Annotated in this window: 14 protein-coding genes; 5 read left to right on the top strand and 9 right to left on the bottom strand. The window is 54.1% G+C overall.

The window, feature by feature from the left end; all coding sequences use genetic code 11:
* The coding region (locus AMR42_RS00805; protein ID WP_199858043.1) for an FtsW/RodA/SpoVE family cell cycle protein at positions 1–866 on the bottom strand (866 nt) is incomplete at its 3' end.
* A 101-nt stretch (positions 867–967) separates the two neighbouring features.
* Positions 968–2,047: an Mrp/NBP35 family ATP-binding protein gene (locus AMR42_RS00810; RefSeq protein WP_099531576.1), complete on the bottom strand. Its 1,080-nt coding sequence runs from the start codon at positions 2,045–2,047 to the stop codon at positions 968–970.
* A 921-nt stretch (positions 2,048–2,968) separates the two neighbouring features.
* Between AMR42_RS00810 and hemF the strand changes: the two genes are divergently transcribed.
* The 3 genes from hemF (at position 2,969) to AMR42_RS00830 (ending at position 5,460) form a co-directional block, all read left to right on the top strand.
* Positions 2,969–3,985: an oxygen-dependent coproporphyrinogen oxidase gene (gene hemF, locus AMR42_RS00820; RefSeq protein ID WP_234406460.1), complete on the top strand. Its 1,017-nt coding sequence runs from the start codon at positions 2,969–2,971 to the stop codon at positions 3,983–3,985.
* 306 nt (positions 3,986–4,291) lie between these two features.
* Positions 4,292–4,651 carry an STAS domain-containing protein gene (locus tag AMR42_RS00825; protein ID WP_099531579.1) on the top strand — a complete coding sequence of 120 codons (360 nt, stop codon included), beginning with the start codon at positions 4,292–4,294 and terminating at the stop codon, positions 4,649–4,651.
* Between the two features lie 584 nt (positions 4,652–5,235).
* Positions 5,236–5,460 (top strand): DUF4327 family protein, encoded by a 225-nt coding sequence (locus AMR42_RS00830; RefSeq protein ID WP_099531580.1) that lies wholly within the window; start codon positions 5,236–5,238, stop codon positions 5,458–5,460.
* A 628-nt stretch (positions 5,461–6,088) separates the two neighbouring features.
* On the opposite strand, the gene AMR42_RS00835 is transcribed toward AMR42_RS00830, so the two are convergent.
* The 5 genes from AMR42_RS00835 to hetZ all read right to left on the bottom strand — a co-directional run bounded on the left by AMR42_RS00835 (position 6,089) and on the right by hetZ (position 10,006).
* Positions 6,089–6,523, bottom strand: coding sequence for a transposase (locus AMR42_RS00835; RefSeq protein WP_234406431.1), 435 nt, complete (start codon positions 6,521–6,523; stop codon positions 6,089–6,091).
* 62 nt (positions 6,524–6,585) lie between these two features.
* A complete protein-coding gene (locus AMR42_RS00840; RefSeq protein ID WP_099531582.1) occupies positions 6,586–6,951 on the bottom strand; it encodes an IS630 transposase-related protein in 366 nt (121 codons plus the stop codon).
* 209 nt (positions 6,952–7,160) lie between these two features.
* Positions 7,161–7,397: a NifU family protein gene (locus tag AMR42_RS00845; RefSeq protein ID WP_099531583.1), complete on the bottom strand. Its 237-nt coding sequence runs from the start codon at positions 7,395–7,397 to the stop codon at positions 7,161–7,163.
* Positions 7,398–7,716: 319 nt separating this feature from the next.
* Entirely contained in the window at positions 7,717–8,835 is a 1,119-nt protein-coding gene (locus AMR42_RS00850) for a hypothetical protein (protein WP_099531584.1), read from the bottom strand.
* Positions 8,828–10,006: a heterocyst differentiation protein HetZ gene (hetZ, locus tag AMR42_RS00855; RefSeq protein WP_099531585.1), complete on the bottom strand. Its 1,179-nt coding sequence runs from the start codon at positions 10,004–10,006 to the stop codon at positions 8,828–8,830. The genes AMR42_RS00850 and hetZ overlap by 8 nt, the downstream gene beginning before the upstream one ends.
* 306 nt (positions 10,007–10,312) lie before the next feature.
* Between hetZ and AMR42_RS00860 the strand changes: the two genes are divergently transcribed.
* Positions 10,313–10,828, top strand: coding sequence for a hypothetical protein (locus AMR42_RS00860; RefSeq protein ID WP_099531586.1), 516 nt, complete (start codon positions 10,313–10,315; stop codon positions 10,826–10,828).
* A 579-nt stretch (positions 10,829–11,407) separates the two neighbouring features.
* Here the strand turns inward: AMR42_RS00860 and AMR42_RS00865 are convergent.
* Positions 11,408–11,587, bottom strand: a complete 180-nt coding sequence (locus AMR42_RS00865) for a photosystem II assembly protein Psb34 (RefSeq protein ID WP_099531587.1) — start codon at positions 11,585–11,587, stop codon at positions 11,408–11,410.
* A 325-nt stretch (positions 11,588–11,912) separates the two neighbouring features.
* Here AMR42_RS00865 and AMR42_RS00870 point away from each other — a divergent pair, with 325 nt between their 5' ends.
* Positions 11,913–13,043: a metallophosphoesterase gene (locus tag AMR42_RS00870; protein ID WP_099531588.1), complete on the top strand. Its 1,131-nt coding sequence runs from the start codon at positions 11,913–11,915 to the stop codon at positions 13,041–13,043.
* 245 nt (positions 13,044–13,288) lie between these two features.
* Here AMR42_RS00870 and clpP read toward each other — a convergent pair whose 3' ends face one another.
* Complete coding sequence (gene clpP, locus AMR42_RS00875; protein ID WP_099531589.1) at positions 13,289–13,897, bottom strand: ATP-dependent Clp endopeptidase proteolytic subunit ClpP; 609 nt, start codon at positions 13,895–13,897, stop codon at positions 13,289–13,291.
* Positions 13,898–14,589: the final 692 nt, after the last annotated feature.

Here is a 14,589-nt window from a genome sequence, read left to right on the forward strand (position 1 = left end):
CCCGCCCCGATCGCGATCCGCGACTGGATCAAGTGATAGCCCCCACCCATCGGATCCTGATCTGGGTTGAGAAACATGGTGATTCGGGCCTTTTGGTATGGCTTCAAAAAGTCCCAAAAGATTTTGCCCAACCCCCCGGAAGTCAGGTTCACCACGATCGCTCCCAAGCTGCCATAGATGCGCCAGGGCAGACTTTTCCAAGCCGCAAACCCCATCAGGGCCACCCAAGCCAACCAAGCGGGCAAGTAAACGTTAAACAACACGGCGGAAATGACCGGCGACACCAGCAGCGCCAGCCAACCGGGATTGGCATTGCCCCAATACAACATGCTCATACAAATCGACCCCAGCACCAACGTTGATCCCAAGCTGGGCTGCAAGAACACCAGGGCGGCGGGCACGGCCGTCACGGCTAGCACCTGAAACAAGCGCGGCAGGGTGGAAATGCTTTCTTGGTTGATGGCGCTGGCCAGGGTGATGATTAGCCCCACCTTGGCAAACTCCGAAGGCTGAATATTAAAGTTCCCGATCGTCAGCCAACGTTCTGCCCCCAAGGCCGTTGTCCCAAACAGCATCACCGCAATCAACAGCAGGTTAATGCCGCCATAGATCCACCAGCGCCAACGCTCCACTTCCTCATAGCGGGATCGAGCCAGCCACAGGGCAATGATTAAACCAATGGCTCCCATCACCAGGTGTTGAATCCAGTTCGTGCCCCCGGAGCTGAGTTCGACGCTGCGGATGCTGATGCCACCAATGACGGTCATTACCGTGACCGCCAGCAGCAACACCCAGTCAATATCAGCCCAGGGTTGAATCAGCGATTTGAGATTCCAGCGACTGGAGCGCAACATGGAAGAAGCCATTGAGTGCAAGCAAAGGGCGAGGATTGGATCAAACAGTAGCGGAGCGATGGCCCGATGGCTCACCGCCAGTCGCCGGTAACGCCCAAACTAGTTCAGGCAAACTAGCTCAGGGCCATTACCGAAACCCGTGCCGCCACGGCCTGGGCGATCGCCTTCAGGGCCTGGGCTGAGGCCGAATCCGGAGCCGACACCACAATGGGCACACCCCGATCGCCCCCTTCCCGCACAGGCATTTCCAAAGGCACACAGCCCAGCAGCGGCACTGCTAATTCTTCCGCTGTCTTTTTGCCTCCACCCGAACCAAATAGGTCGTATTGGCGATCGGGCAGATCCGGCGGAATGAAGTAGCTCATATTTTCCACGATCCCCAACACCGGCACACTGAGCTGCTGAAACATCTTCAGCCCGCGCCGCGCATCAATCAGCGACACCGTTTGGGGCGTGGTCACAATCACCGCCCCCGCCATGGGCACAGCTTGGGCCATGGTCAACTGGGCATCCCCCGTTCCAGGCGGCATATCCACAATTAAGTAGTCCAACTCGCCCCAGTCCACTTGGTACAGGAATTGGCGAATGATGCCGTTCAGCATCGGCCCCCGCCAAATTACCGGTTGATCGGGGTCAATCAAGAAGCCCATGGACACCATCTTCACGCCGTGGTTTTCCGCCGGTTCCAAGATGTCTTGTCCTTGCCCCTGCCCTGGCCGCACCATCACTTCCGCCTGGGTTAAACCCAGCATGGTTGGCACGTTGGGCCCATAAATATCAGCATCAATTAGCCCCACTTTGGCCCCCGATTGGGCCAGGGAAACGGCAATATTCACGGCTACGGTGCTTTTGCCCACGCCGCCCTTGCCGCTGGACACGGCCAGGATATTTTTCACGCCGGAAATCCCCGCGCGATCGGGCAAGGATTTTTGTTGCGGCGTTTCGGCCGTCACTTCCACGTCCACCGACTCCACGCCGGGCAGGGTTTTCACCGCCCGCTTGCAGTCATCCACAATAAATTCCCGCAAGGGGCAAGCGGGGGTTGTCAGCACCAGGGTGAACCGCACAGCGCCGCCATCGATGCTGACGTTGCGGATCATGTTCAACTCAACGAGGCTTTTGCGCAGTTCCGGATCTTCCACGGGGCGCAAAATCTCAAGCACGGCTTCGGGACTGAGGGCGGTAGCAGTCATGGGTGAGTGGGAATTCGTTGGCGTAGCTGAGTCGAAAGCTGAGTCTTAATCGGAAGCTGAGGCTAAAAGAGATCCCGAACAGATCCCTCAGAGATCCCGAATTCACTGAAGTTTCCAAAGCTCGGACTACGGGGGCCGATGGTTCGGCCATGGCAGCGAGTCGGGGGGATTCAGGAACTTTTGGGTGATTCTAAGGATTTGTACTCAGAGTTTGTATGTTTTGAAATCTTACCGTTTGCCGGTGGGCTGCTACCGATCGAGCAGAAGGCTGCTTATGTTCTGAATGTTCTGATTGTTCTCAGGGCTTGCAAGATCGAGACTGGGGAAATCTGGGGAGGCTCGGTGCTCAGGGGTCTGGGTTGGATTCTAGAAGTTGCTTCTCCATCTGTTTGAGTTCTGTTTGGGTATTGTTTGAGTTCTGTTTGGGTATTGATTTGAGTATCTGTTTGAGTCGCTCTCATGGCTCTGGGCGCTCATCAATTTCAAGCTGATCCCCCTGTTGATCCCAGTCTTGTTAAGGGAAGTTGGCAGGCGGCAGCTTAGGCGATCGGGGGCGATCGAGCGCTCATACCAACGATTAATTCCGACTCAGCAGCAGGATTACAACAAAATTGTTAAGTTCTACGACTGCTTGGCCGGACTTTTAGGGGCCTCCGGTACGCTAGAGGGTCAATAGCAACCGTGGCACTGGTTGTCGTTTGGGTGAGGAAACTGACCCAACCGCCAGAACCTGTTTTCTACCAAGATCGATCGCCGTCCCCCGTCCCAGGCTGAGGGAGTTCCTAAATTTAGGTCGATCGCGGGCGTTTCCTTTTCCTAAAGCTTCCTAACAAACTGCGTTAGACATTAGCTATGACCGCATTCGCAACCCCCGCCAAGTCATCGATCACCCATCCCGAGGCCAACGGCCAGGCCCAACCCATGGTTGCGGGCGCACCGCCAGCCGACTCCCGTGAACGGGTTGGCCAATGGATGCGCCAAATTCAAGATGAAATTTGCCAGGGACTGACGGCCGCCGATGGGGCGGGTCAGTTCCGTGAAGATGCCTGGGAGCGGCCCGAAGGGGGCGGCGGGCGATCGCGCGTCATCACCAACGGCGGCGTATTTGAGCAAGGCGGAGTCAACTTCTCGGAAGTGTGGGGAACCCAATTGCCCCCTTCGATTTTGACCCAGCGCCCGGAAGCGGCCGGCCATGGCTTCTACGCCACCGGTACTTCCATGGTGCTGCACCCCAAAAGTCCCTACATCCCCACGGTTCACCTCAACTACCGCTACTTTGAAGCGGGCCCCGTGTGGTGGTTTGGAGGCGGCATTGACCTCACCCCCTACTACCCCTTTGTGGAAGATGTGGTGCATTTTCACCAAACCCTGAAGGATGCGTGCGATCGCCACAATCCGCACTACTACGACACCTTCAAGCTCTGGTGCGATGAATATTTCTTCCTGAAGCACCGCAATGAAACCCGTGGGGTTGGCGGCATCTTCTTCGATTACCAAGACGGCACCAACGAACTCTATCGTGGCCCCGATGCCCAAGGCCCCGCCGCCCAACACAGCAAGCAAGTGGGCGTGCCAGCTCAGCGCAATTGGGAAGAGTTGTTCGGCTTCGTGCAAGATTGCGGCCGAGCGTTCCTACCGGCCTATGTGCCGATCGTTGAGCGTCGTCAGTCCCAGGAATATGGCGATCGGGAGCGAAATTTCCAGCTTTATCGTCGGGGACGATACGTTGAGTTTAACTTGGTGTACGATCGCGGCACGATCTTCGGGCTGCAAACCAACGGTCGCACAGAGTCAATTTTGATGTCTTTGCCGCCACTCGTGCGTTGGGAATATGGCTACCAGCCCGACCCCAACACGCGGGAAGCGAGTCTCTATGAGATCTTCCTGAAGCCGCAGGATTGGCTCAATGCACCCCCTCAAGTGCCTGGACTTGCCTAGCAGCTTGGGGAAAACGGCACTCCGAGACCACTTAAGTCTCCTGGGGTGCCGTGATACAATCCGAAGGAGACTTACCTGTCGAGCGCTGCTTCCGATTGCGTGGTGCTCGTAGCCGGTGCGATCAAATCGAAGCATCAAGCCCCCAGCTTTGTTTCGATCTCCGTGTCCTGACCGGGATCGTTCTTTGCACGTCCACTGGCCCCCGAGTTTGGGTATGGTCATGAAGTGCTTGCCGATCCGCCGCTGTCCTCAACACGATCTGTCGGCCAGCCCCCTTCCTAGTCCCCCAAGAGCGAACAATCCATCATGGAGCAGAAGACCCACACGACCAAAGATGGCACGACGGTAATTGTTCTCACCCCTGAAGGACGGCTGGACATTACGACAGCCTGGCAATTTCGCCTCAAACTGCAAGAATGTATTTCTAAGCTGAGTCCTCATATCGTCGTGAATCTCAGCAAGGTCAACTTCATTGACAGTTCTGGCCTCACCTCGCTCGTTGCCGGGATGCGGGATGCCGATAAGGAAAAAGGCAGTTTTCGCCTCTGTCAGGTACACCCCGAAGCCAAGCTGGTTTTCGAGGTCACCATGATGGATTCCGTATTTGAAATTTTTGATAGTGAAGACCAAGCCCTTGAGGGCACTCCTCGCACGATCGCTAGCTAGGCCTTCACCCTAGCGCGCCATCTGCCCGTTGCAATTAGGTTGTTATCAAACAAGAGGGGCGATCGCCTCCTAGGCAGCGCAAGCCCAGGGCTGCCCGATCGGGAACAGCCAACCTTTTAGCTAGCGCATAGCATCACCCACCACAAGCACTGGAAGATGAGTCCCATGGATCTTCCGGTGCTTGCGGTTTATGGGCCAAATTGGGTACTTTTTGCCTCCGGCCACTGCTCGCGCCACTCTTCGCGCCACTATCTGGCAACTATTCACAACCATTGCCATTGCCCACGGCTCCAGAGCTTGACTGAGGCTGCCCAGTGACGTGACGGATTCGATCGACCCGCCCAGTCACGATCCAAGAGCCATGATAAGGGGGATGATCAAATATTGCAGGACAGTCGCAGTCTTTAAGAATTTTTAACGGCCAGACCTGTGCTAAGCCCTCAGGCAAGGATGAGAATAGGTAAAAGTTCAGTATTGCCCGCTACTAAGCAACAGCCATAGATAAATTTGGTGCGTTACAGTAGGGTGCATTTGAATCGAGCCATACCGAACCATCCGAATCGATCGCCAAGAGGGCCTTCTATATGCTGCAAACGAAACTGCGTTACTCGATCGACGAGATCCGAGACGAAGCCCGCCATCTCGTGGAAACGGGAAACGTGGATCGTCATCAGCCCCTCTATGTCCTCTGCCAATTTATTCCGCCTCGGGAATGGACTTGTGTGGAGTTTGAGCTAGAGCGGTGTGACTACCTACTCCGGGACTGCGTGGGAGACCTGCTCAGTCACGAAGAATGGACTAACGATTAAGACCAGCAGCCCCATCAAGCGCACATTAATTGGCTTGCCAAACTTCAAGCGATCGCGTGAGATGACGTGGGCGCTGTTACCCATCAAATTTGCAAATTTCGCTCGCCAGATCAAACAATCAACTGCCGATCGGCTGAGGCACATAAATTCTCCCACTGCGATTCATCCAGACCTATTCGGATTCAGCTTCATTGAGACTCACCCAAAGATCTAAGCAGTCCTAATCAGGTCTAGTTAACTCCGGTTGAATTTATTGCATTGATTAATTTGACTTAATTTATCAATCAATGGATTGCACGGAACATCGATCGATGAATCTCCATGGATATCTGAAACCACGCTGAAGTAATTTAGACTGCCAAACGGCACAACTGTTGACCAGGCAAGGAGCTGACGTTCCTTGCCTGTTTATGTTTAAACTGTTTTACTAAAATATTTTCAGAAAAACTTCTACTATCTAATTTTAGTCTGTAGGGTGGGCAGTGCCCACCGAACCGTTGATTCATGGCATTTGCGATATGACGTGCTAATTATTTTAAGTAAAGGCTGTATCTAATTTTAGTTTTTAGATGGCTAAGTTTTTGGATTTTGAAGAGAGCTTAAGCAAGAAAATTTGCAGAAAATATAGTCATTTCAAATAAGAACGAGACAGTCTACCTGCTTGGGGCTGGTACGATGCCACCAGCTCATCCAGGGATGTCTCGTCTGACTCATAGGCTCGCTTCTTCTTGAGGGCCGCAAAATCCCCTTCAATCGGATTGAAGTCTGGAGAATAAGGCGGCAGAAACAACACTCGATGACCGGCCTGCTCCATTAACTCCGTTACCCTGTGGGGTCGATGAAACGCAGCATTGTCCAGGACTAAAACCGAGGGTTGAAGCAGCGACGGAATTAACTGTTCGCTTAACCACTGCTCAAACAATTGCGCTGTCACTGAACCTGGAAACAACAACGGCGCTAACCACTCTTGGCGAGTTCGAGCGGCCAGCAGGTTTTCTCTTGGACGACGCTCGCCACTCCGCTCTCCATAGACGGGAACCCCTCGGGGTGACCAGCCGTACAAACAAGGGGCATCTGGCTCAAATCCGCTTTCGTCGCAGTAGACAATCGACCAGCCGGCCTGTTTCAGCGCCCGTAACTGACGGAGGTAGAGCTGGCGTTGGTGCGGGCAGCGTTGTCGATAGCGAAGCTGTTTTTTTTACAAGTCACCTTCAGTTGCTTGAGTCGATAGCTGATCGCACTGGGACAAACCCCAAATTCAGCAGCTCGGTCTCGCAGGCGGGCATCAGGGTAACGTCGCACATGGTCGAGGAGCTTTTTGGGATCGAGTTTGCGAGTCCGAATCTTGGGTAGGGGCTTGGGGGTTGGATTCTCTAACCAGCGGTACAGAGTGGCTCGACTCACCTGGAAGGTACGACTAGCGGTTGTGGGAGGCATTCCCTGCGCAACCGCAGCCAAGACTCGTTGTCTGAGGTCTTTGCTGTAGGTCATGCTGTCTCATTCCTAATTGAATGTACTATAATTCACAGAAAATAATCCACAACAGGAAAATCAAACAAGAAAACAAGGAGCAAAAGCCCCTTGTTTTATCAGCGATCGATCAGTTGTACTTGGTTGTGTATTGAGTTGCTGTGCTGACTTGCTTTTGAGCGTCGAAGGTTTCAGTTTTGAGGCTCAAACCGAAGGCTCAGGCAAACGCCTTAAACCACTTGTTCAATTTCGGCAATTTCGGGGATCACTTCCTTCAGACGACGCTCAATGCCCATCCGCAGGGTCATGGCCGAGCTGGGACAAGAACCACAAGCACCTTGGAGACGCAGCTTGACAACGGGCCCGTCAATTTCAACAAGCTGAACGTTGCCGCCGTCAGCCATCAGGTAGGGGCGCAGTTCATCAAGGGTGGTTTCGACGTTTTCAACAGTGAGGGGTAGGGTCATGGCGAGCGTTCTGGATTTAGCAAAACGGATGAGGATTTTCCTTGGAGGGATGACCTCAGGGCGGGCGATGGATAGGTCGCTGGATCGTGCGATCGCCCGTCCTTTAGTGTATCGCCTGACTTGATTACTTTTACAACAGGCAAGTTGCTAAATCTGGTTCATGCTCCCGAGTCGTGCTCTTGAGTCATGCCCGCAATTTGACGGGATCTCAGTTCACGGCGAATCGCTCACGGCCAGTTGCCCGGGCCGCTCGTTCGTGGCTGTTCGTTCGTGGCTGTTTGTTCGTGGCTGTTTGCTCGTGGCTGTTTGCCCGTGGCTGTTAGCGCACCAAAATCGTGAAGGTCAAGGGAGGAAGCTCCGTTTCGCCCACTTGGGCCACGGACAGCCGGTAGCGATCGCCCGGTTTGACGTTCCGCATGGACAGGCGCAGGAGGCCTTCCCCAGCCGCTTGCACCGAGGCTTGCGGGCCGTTGAGGGTGGCAGTGCCCGTGCCGGGAAGCCGGAGGGTTAGGTTCAAGGCAGGGCGATCGGCTTGGGGGATGTAGTGGGCCTCAATTCGCAAAGCACCACCGTCAGCTAGCCATTCTTGGGTGACCTGGGGGGTTTTGGCGCTGAGTTCGAGGGTCAGGCGGTTCAGCAGTTCCCGCGCGGCCAACAGGGCAATGGTCATTTGCTGCTGGGGGTTGGCGCGATCATATTCCACATATTCCATGGGAAAACGATTGGCAGCACCGGTACGCACGGCCGTTGCCCAGCGCAACACGACGGAGGCTTGGGCATTCAGCAGGCGATCTTGGTCGGGAAATAGCTCATCCACGGCTTGCATGAGGGCTACGCCTTCTTTGAGAGCCTGGGCGGCAACGGTTTGACAAGCGGCTAAGAGTCGTTCGGCCAAATCCGCTGGCAGGTTTGTGGGCAGGTTGAGCTGCTGGAACTGCCGTAGCCAGGGATTTTGGGGAGCTTGGGCGATCGAGGGCGCGTCCTCGTAAGTGTCGCGATAATCTAGCGCCGCTTCAGACGACTCCCAAGGAAACAGGGGAGGGCGCTGGGAGGCTTCTAGAATCAACCGCTGTTTCAGCAGGGCGTGATAGCGCTGGTCAACGACGGGCATTGCATCAAGTTCGAGCATAGGATTCGCAACCGATAAATCGCTGGGAGATAGCGATCGCGCTGGTGCGGGGTTGATCGCCGGATCCGCAAGGGCAGAAAAGTCGCCCTCTAGGAGGTCAGCGGGATCGAAGGCATGGGCAGCGAGGGCCTGTTCGATCGCCTGATCAATCTCGATCGGCTCAAGCTGGGTTGCCCCAAGTTCAATCGGCTCAGGCGATCGGGACTGATCAGGGGTGGTTGTGGGGTCGAGTTCCTTGGCCACATCCAATAACTGGCCCAAGAGCTGCGCTTGCAACGCACCGGGAACGCTATCTAAGTTGCTATTCATCTGTCCCCCTCCTCGTTCCGGACTCTGTGCGATTACGAATTTCCCAAGCGGTTTCCAGCAACTTGAACCATAGCTTTTGCACTTGAGAAGCGCTGATCCCCATCGCTTGGGCTACGGTTCGATCGTCTGATCCCGCGCGTTTTAGCTCCACCAATTTGGTAATTTCCGGGCCCAGTTGATTGAGCAAACTTTCCCATTGACGAGGGGTTAAGCCTAAATCGCGCTCCAAATCCACATCAAGCCACTGGTGAACCAATTCCCAACGGTGGAGCAAGGCAAAGCGAATGAGGTGATATTTGAAACGTTGTTGTAAGTAATCGCGCTGACGAGCATCCAGCCCCAACACCTTTTCAATTTCGCTGGCGGATAAGTCTTTTAATCGCAGCACCAAATAGTTAACGCATTCCTCTTGGTTGCGATCGCGCAGATAAGCAATTAATTCATCCACAACCGCCTGGCGCAGGGCCCCATCCATCACATCGGTGGATTCCTTGGCGCTGATTCGATCGCGCACTTGCTGCACCGATGCATCATCCCAGGAGTAGCCCTCACCGCTATCACTGGCGCTTTCGGCGGCCTGATCCATGTCGATCGAAGTTTCCGGGGGCTGTTGACGGGCAAAGGTTTGGGCCCGCAACACAATTAACTGCTGCGATCGCCCACCGGGCAACGGAATCCGGCGCTTGGCGTAGCGCTCCACAAACGCCATATATTCCGCCAACTCCAGCCGTACCCGAGGGGTGTAGTCCGGGGGCAACTGGTTTTCGCGCCGAAAGGCCCCCAGCGCCTCCACGTAAAATCCCTGGAGGAAATCCTCGATCGCCAACAGCCGCGCTTGATAGCTCGTGCGCGATCGGGCTGGGGAAATGTATCGGTAAATGATGGCGCTGAGGGTACTGTGCAACTCGGCTCGGCCGCGTTGGGATCCCAACTGGTAATAGCGCAAATTCTGTTGCAATCGGTGACGAGCCAGGCTGTGGGCCCAACCCAACACATCCCCGGAAGACTGGATCCGACGACTTTCAGTACAGATGCGATCGACTTCCGCCGCAATTCGATCGGCCACCGCTGTACAAACCGCCTCTGGAGCCGTCGTTCCTGACCGCAACTCCCGCTGCAATAAATCGATCGTCGATTCCACGCCCCTACAACTCTCGTCTGATGCCAACATTACAACCGACCATTGCGACTGATGCCACCCCAAGACTCCGGAGATGTCCTACGGAACGGTTTACCATGACAAGCATAATCGACTCAGCGATGACCACCACGAGCGATTACGCTGCCTGTGCGATCGGTAACCCCAATTAGCCCCCAACAACTTGCCACAAAATTCGCAAGTACAATGCTTGCGGCCGAGCGCAACGATGGTTGTGGCACGAGCGATCGTTGCTAGGACTGTTACTAGGGCGATTGCCAAAGCCGCCGCCCGCCCTGCCTAGCTTGACCGTCATTTTTCGTCTTTTTCATTGAACCTATGGATATTGAAAGCCAAATTCAAATTCTGATCGACAATGCCCCCCAAGACGGTCAAACTCCCGAAATCGTTGCCGCGATCGCCCCAGCATTGATCTACTTCGCCAACCAACTGAGTCGCGAAGACTACTACATCCTACAAACCCTGAATGGCGATTGGGTGCGCATCACCCTCGGGAACCGCCGCGAACAGGGAATCGAGAAAAATGTGGTCTACGCCTTTCCCACCTTGCAAGACGCAGCCCGCGGCCCCATGCCCACCAAAGATCCCAACTTGATGGCCGCCCCGTTTCCCGTCACGCATATCCTGTTTCAACTGATGGCAATGGAAACGATCGATAGCCTCGTGTTTTTCGACATCCCCGGTGATGTGATGCAGGGCATTGAAGTGACCCGAGAAGCCTTTCAAGAAACCGTTCGCAACCTCTTTTCCCAAGTTCAACAGTGGCAAGAAGGCGACATGATTCCCAATCCGCTGCCCAATAGCGCCACAACGATCCCTTCAGATTTTGCATAGAATTTACATAGAAAGCGTTGAGCCAGTTCTACGATCCAGACTCATCAGTTCACAGTAGTAATTGATGACCATTGATTGGGATTCAGTCCAATCAATCCCCAACGATCACCCGATCAGTCTCTAGTCAATCATGCGATCTTTTGCACTCATCTAGCCCCTTGTTGCCCCTTTCACAGGCATCCTCAAAACAGAAGAAGGATGAGTCTTGACGAAGTAATTGAGTGATCAACATTATTTCTGTCTCTCCTCCACTTCAGGAAAGAGCAGGAGTTACGGCAAAAGCAGGCTGGCAATTCCCATTCAAGTCTTAAAAACAACAAAAGTCACCTCAGTGTTAACCATTGAGGTGACTTTCGTATTATTTGTGGCGATTGACTCATTGCCAGCGACTGTGACTCGCAATGACTAACAGTTGTAGTGGCAAGTCATTACTGCGAACGACGATCGCAGACTGTCACTTTAAGAAATCACCATGAATTATTGTTGTGGGTTATCAACAGGCTCAGAAGTCAATCATGACTGCGAGGGGCGCAGAAAACTGCTGACTTTACTAACACCAAGCCTGAAGATTACAACACCTTAGACCACTGAGGATGCAGCGAAGGCAACTGCCAAAGTTAGCCCCAGGAATAAGACAGCGGCCCCACCCAGTTGTGCGTAGCGGCGCTGTTCCCAGAAGGTGGGGTAATGCGCGTAGTACATCTTCGGCTCTTTGGCGTAGTTGTTCAGTTGGCCGGTTTCGTTAACGGTGGTGTACATGGCACTGCTCCAAAGGATGTGGGGGCTGTTTGTTGCCCTGTGTTTCACAGTGTAACACTATGTAAACTTTTCTTGCAACATACTTGACGAAAATTATTTTATTTTCCTCATTTAGAACCAAAAGCCTTGGTAGTCATCAGTCCAGCCCTCGAATCAATCCATGTTTCATCGTTTAATAAGCACATGCGTTAATAACGATTTAAAAATCACTACAGATTGCTTGCTTTAGGCCCGATCGCACCCGGGGGCGGAAACGCAAGGCTATACTCGTTTTTGAGCGGGGATCGTCCTTGTCCAGTTCTTCAGCCCCCGTTCATCGCTTCCTATGTCCTCCCCGATCGCCCCGTGGCCCGATCGCCCTTGCCGCTTTGCCGTCATCAGCGATTTACATGTCGCTTTGCCCCACACGGTTTGGGATCATCCGAGTCGATTTCACTTGGTGGAGGTGGCGATTCCGGCCCTGGAGCAAATCCTGGAGCGACTGGAGCTACTAAATTTAGATTTCCTGTTGTTGCCTGGTGACCTGACTCAACATGGCGAGCCAGAAAATCATCAGTGGTTGGTGCAACGGCTGAAACAGTTGCCCTACCCGGTTTATGTGGTTCCGGGCAACCATGATTTTCCTGCCCAATCGAGTTACCCACGCATCACGACCCTGCCGGAGTTTGTGACGCTGTATCGGGACTTTGGCTATGGGGATTCTCCGCAGCCCTATTACATTCAAGAGTTGTTGCCCGGCCTGAAACTGATTGGTCTGAATTCCAATCAACTTTCAGAGGATGGCAAGGAAATTGTTGGGGCGATCGATGCGGAGCAAATGGCCTGGCTCGATCGCACCCTCGCCCAGCTCAACCCGCAGGATCTGACCCTGGTGATGGTGCATCACAATGTGGTGGAACATTTGCCGGAACAGGCGACTCACCCCCTGGGCAGTCGCTACATGCTCCAAAACGCGATCGAACTGCGCCAAAAGCTGCGATCGGCCGGGATCCAGTTAGTTTTTACAGGCCATCTCCATGTGCAGGACATTGCCGAAGCTGACGGACTCTATGACATCACCACCGGCTCCTTAGTCAGTTACCCCCATCCATTCCGCTTGGTCACCTTACGGCGCGATCGCGCGGGTCATCCTTGGTTGGAGGTGGAATCGGGCCGCGTGAAGTCTGTTCCCGGTTGGGAAGATTTGCCCGCCCTTTCTCGGCAGTGGATGGGCGATCGGAGTCCGCCGTTTATGTTGAAAATGTTGATGTATGGCGGTTTGGGGCTGTCGCAAGACGAAGCGCTCTTGCTGGCTCCCCAGTTACGGAATTTCTGGGCCGATGTGGCCAATGGGGATACGCTCTTTGAGTTTCAGCAATTGCCCCCGATCGTGCGGGACTATTGCCAACAATTTGGGGCGATCGGCCCCGACGGCTCGATCGCACGCATCGACAACCACATCGCCCTGCGCCTCTAGAAACATCAAACCCAGCCAGCCATCTTCAAGGCAACGGCTCGCCCTATCCTCATCCCCCAAAAGCAGACCAGGGGCCCACAAAAACAGACAAGGGGCTTAAGCCCCTTGCCCCCGCGCGATCGTTGGCTATTCAATGCCAAATTCCGCGCCCTCAGCCTTTTCATCACTGCAAGCCAATCGCCCCACGGTGCAAATCATGCAGCGCCGGTTACACAGTCTCAGCCACGCCGCAGCGCCGCCGCATCCTAAACCGCAGCCACCAACGGCTCCGAAGCCGACGGCCGACGATTAATCACCTGGTCAATCAGGCCATAGTCCTGGGCTTCTCCAGCCGACATGAAGAAATCACGTTCCGTGTCCTCTTCAATGCGGCTCAGGGGTTGACCCGTGTGATCCGCCAGGCAACGGTTGAGATTGGCCTTGTGATACAGAATTTCCTTAGCTTGGATTTCGATATCCGTTGCTTGGCCCTGTGCGCCGCCCAAGGGTTGGTGAATCATAATTCGGGAGTTCGGCAAGCTCATCCGTTTGCCCTTTTCACCGGCACTGAGCAAAAACGCTCCCATGCTGGCCGCCAGCCCGACGCAGATGGTGCAAACGCTCGGGCGGATGTGATTCATCGTGTCATAGATGCCCATGCCAGCCGTCACCGAACCCCCAGGGGAGTTGATGTACAGGTAGATATCCTGTTCGGGATCTTCCGCGTCAAGGAACAGGAGCTGCGCCACGATCGAGTTGGCCACATCCGCATCGATCGCCGTTCCCAAAAACACAATGCGCTCCCGCAGCAACCGGGAATAAATATCAAAAGCGCGTTCGCCGCGGCCAGATTGTTCGATAACAGTCGGGATCATGCGCGTCCTATGGCTTGTGAATGACCTGAAACAACCTTGATTCTAGCGAGTTGCGCCAAATACCTTCTAGGGGTCTCGATACGGGTCTCCGCCCTCAGGTCTGCTCGATCGCGATGGAGCCTAGGCTGAACAGGCTAGTTGCCCATTTCACGCTCTCGATTCTGAGCAAGGTCGATCGACGCTCAATAGGCTGATCCACCATTCCCCGGCGATTTTTCAGCCAGCCAGAGCACAAGATCAGCAACGCTACACCAAAAACCCAGAGACAAAAAAATCCAGAGACAAAAAAAGGGGTGGTGTGTCAATCACACTCACCCAATGAACCGTTGTCGTAAAAAGAGAGTTAGAGCAGGAAAAGAGAGTTAGAGCAGGGTCTGTGGAGATTGTCAGAGATGTCAGACAGAGATGGCACGCTGCGGAGACCCCAAAGGGGTGACTTTTTTGTTTTGTCCGCAAGCGCGTGAATGCAATGGAGTTTTTAGCCCTTATTGCGTTTTCAGCACTTTCATAACTTTAAGGGTATGCGAAAACCCCTAGCTGTCTGTAAAGCTAGGATGAACTTTCGCCCATTCCGTATGAACCTTTGGTAAAGAATTACCAGGCTCCAAGGACAAGGGCTGAATTGAATTGGGTTGAGTTGAATGGGGCTGAGAGGTTGACCCAGCATTGCAACTGGTTAAACGACTTCTCGC

This window comes from Limnothrix sp. PR1529 (assembly GCF_002742025.1).
Classification (GTDB): domain Bacteria; phylum Cyanobacteriota; class Cyanobacteriia; order CACIAM-69d; family CACIAM-69d; genus CACIAM-69d.

Coding starts and splice junctions, on each gene's coding strand:
- AMR42_RS00810 (WP_099531576.1), bottom strand. CDS start 2,047: ATGACTGCTACCGCCCTCAGTCCCGAAGCCGTGCTTGAGATTTTGCGC.
- hemF (WP_234406460.1), top strand. CDS start 2,969: ATGGTTGCGGGCGCACCGCCAGCCGACTCCCGTGAACGGGTTGGCCAA.
- AMR42_RS00825 (WP_099531579.1), top strand. CDS start 4,292: ATGGAGCAGAAGACCCACACGACCAAAGATGGCACGACGGTAATTGTT.
- AMR42_RS00830 (WP_099531580.1), top strand. CDS start 5,236: ATGCTGCAAACGAAACTGCGTTACTCGATCGACGAGATCCGAGACGAA.
- AMR42_RS00840 (WP_099531582.1), bottom strand. CDS start 6,951: ATGACCTACAGCAAAGACCTCAGACAACGAGTCTTGGCTGCGGTTGCG.
- AMR42_RS00845 (WP_099531583.1), bottom strand. CDS start 7,397: ATGACCCTACCCCTCACTGTTGAAAACGTCGAAACCACCCTTGATGAA.
- AMR42_RS00850 (WP_099531584.1), bottom strand. CDS start 8,835: ATGAATAGCAACTTAGATAGCGTTCCCGGTGCGTTGCAAGCGCAGCTC.
- hetZ (WP_099531585.1), bottom strand. CDS start 10,006: ATGTTGGCATCAGACGAGAGTTGTAGGGGCGTGGAATCGACGATCGAT.
- AMR42_RS00860 (WP_099531586.1), top strand. CDS start 10,313: ATGGATATTGAAAGCCAAATTCAAATTCTGATCGACAATGCCCCCCAA.
- AMR42_RS00865 (WP_099531587.1), bottom strand. CDS start 11,587: ATGTACACCACCGTTAACGAAACCGGCCAACTGAACAACTACGCCAAA.
- AMR42_RS00870 (WP_099531588.1), top strand. CDS start 11,913: ATGTCCTCCCCGATCGCCCCGTGGCCCGATCGCCCTTGCCGCTTTGCC.
- clpP (WP_099531589.1), bottom strand. CDS start 13,897: ATGATCCCGACTGTTATCGAACAATCTGGCCGCGGCGAACGCGCTTTT.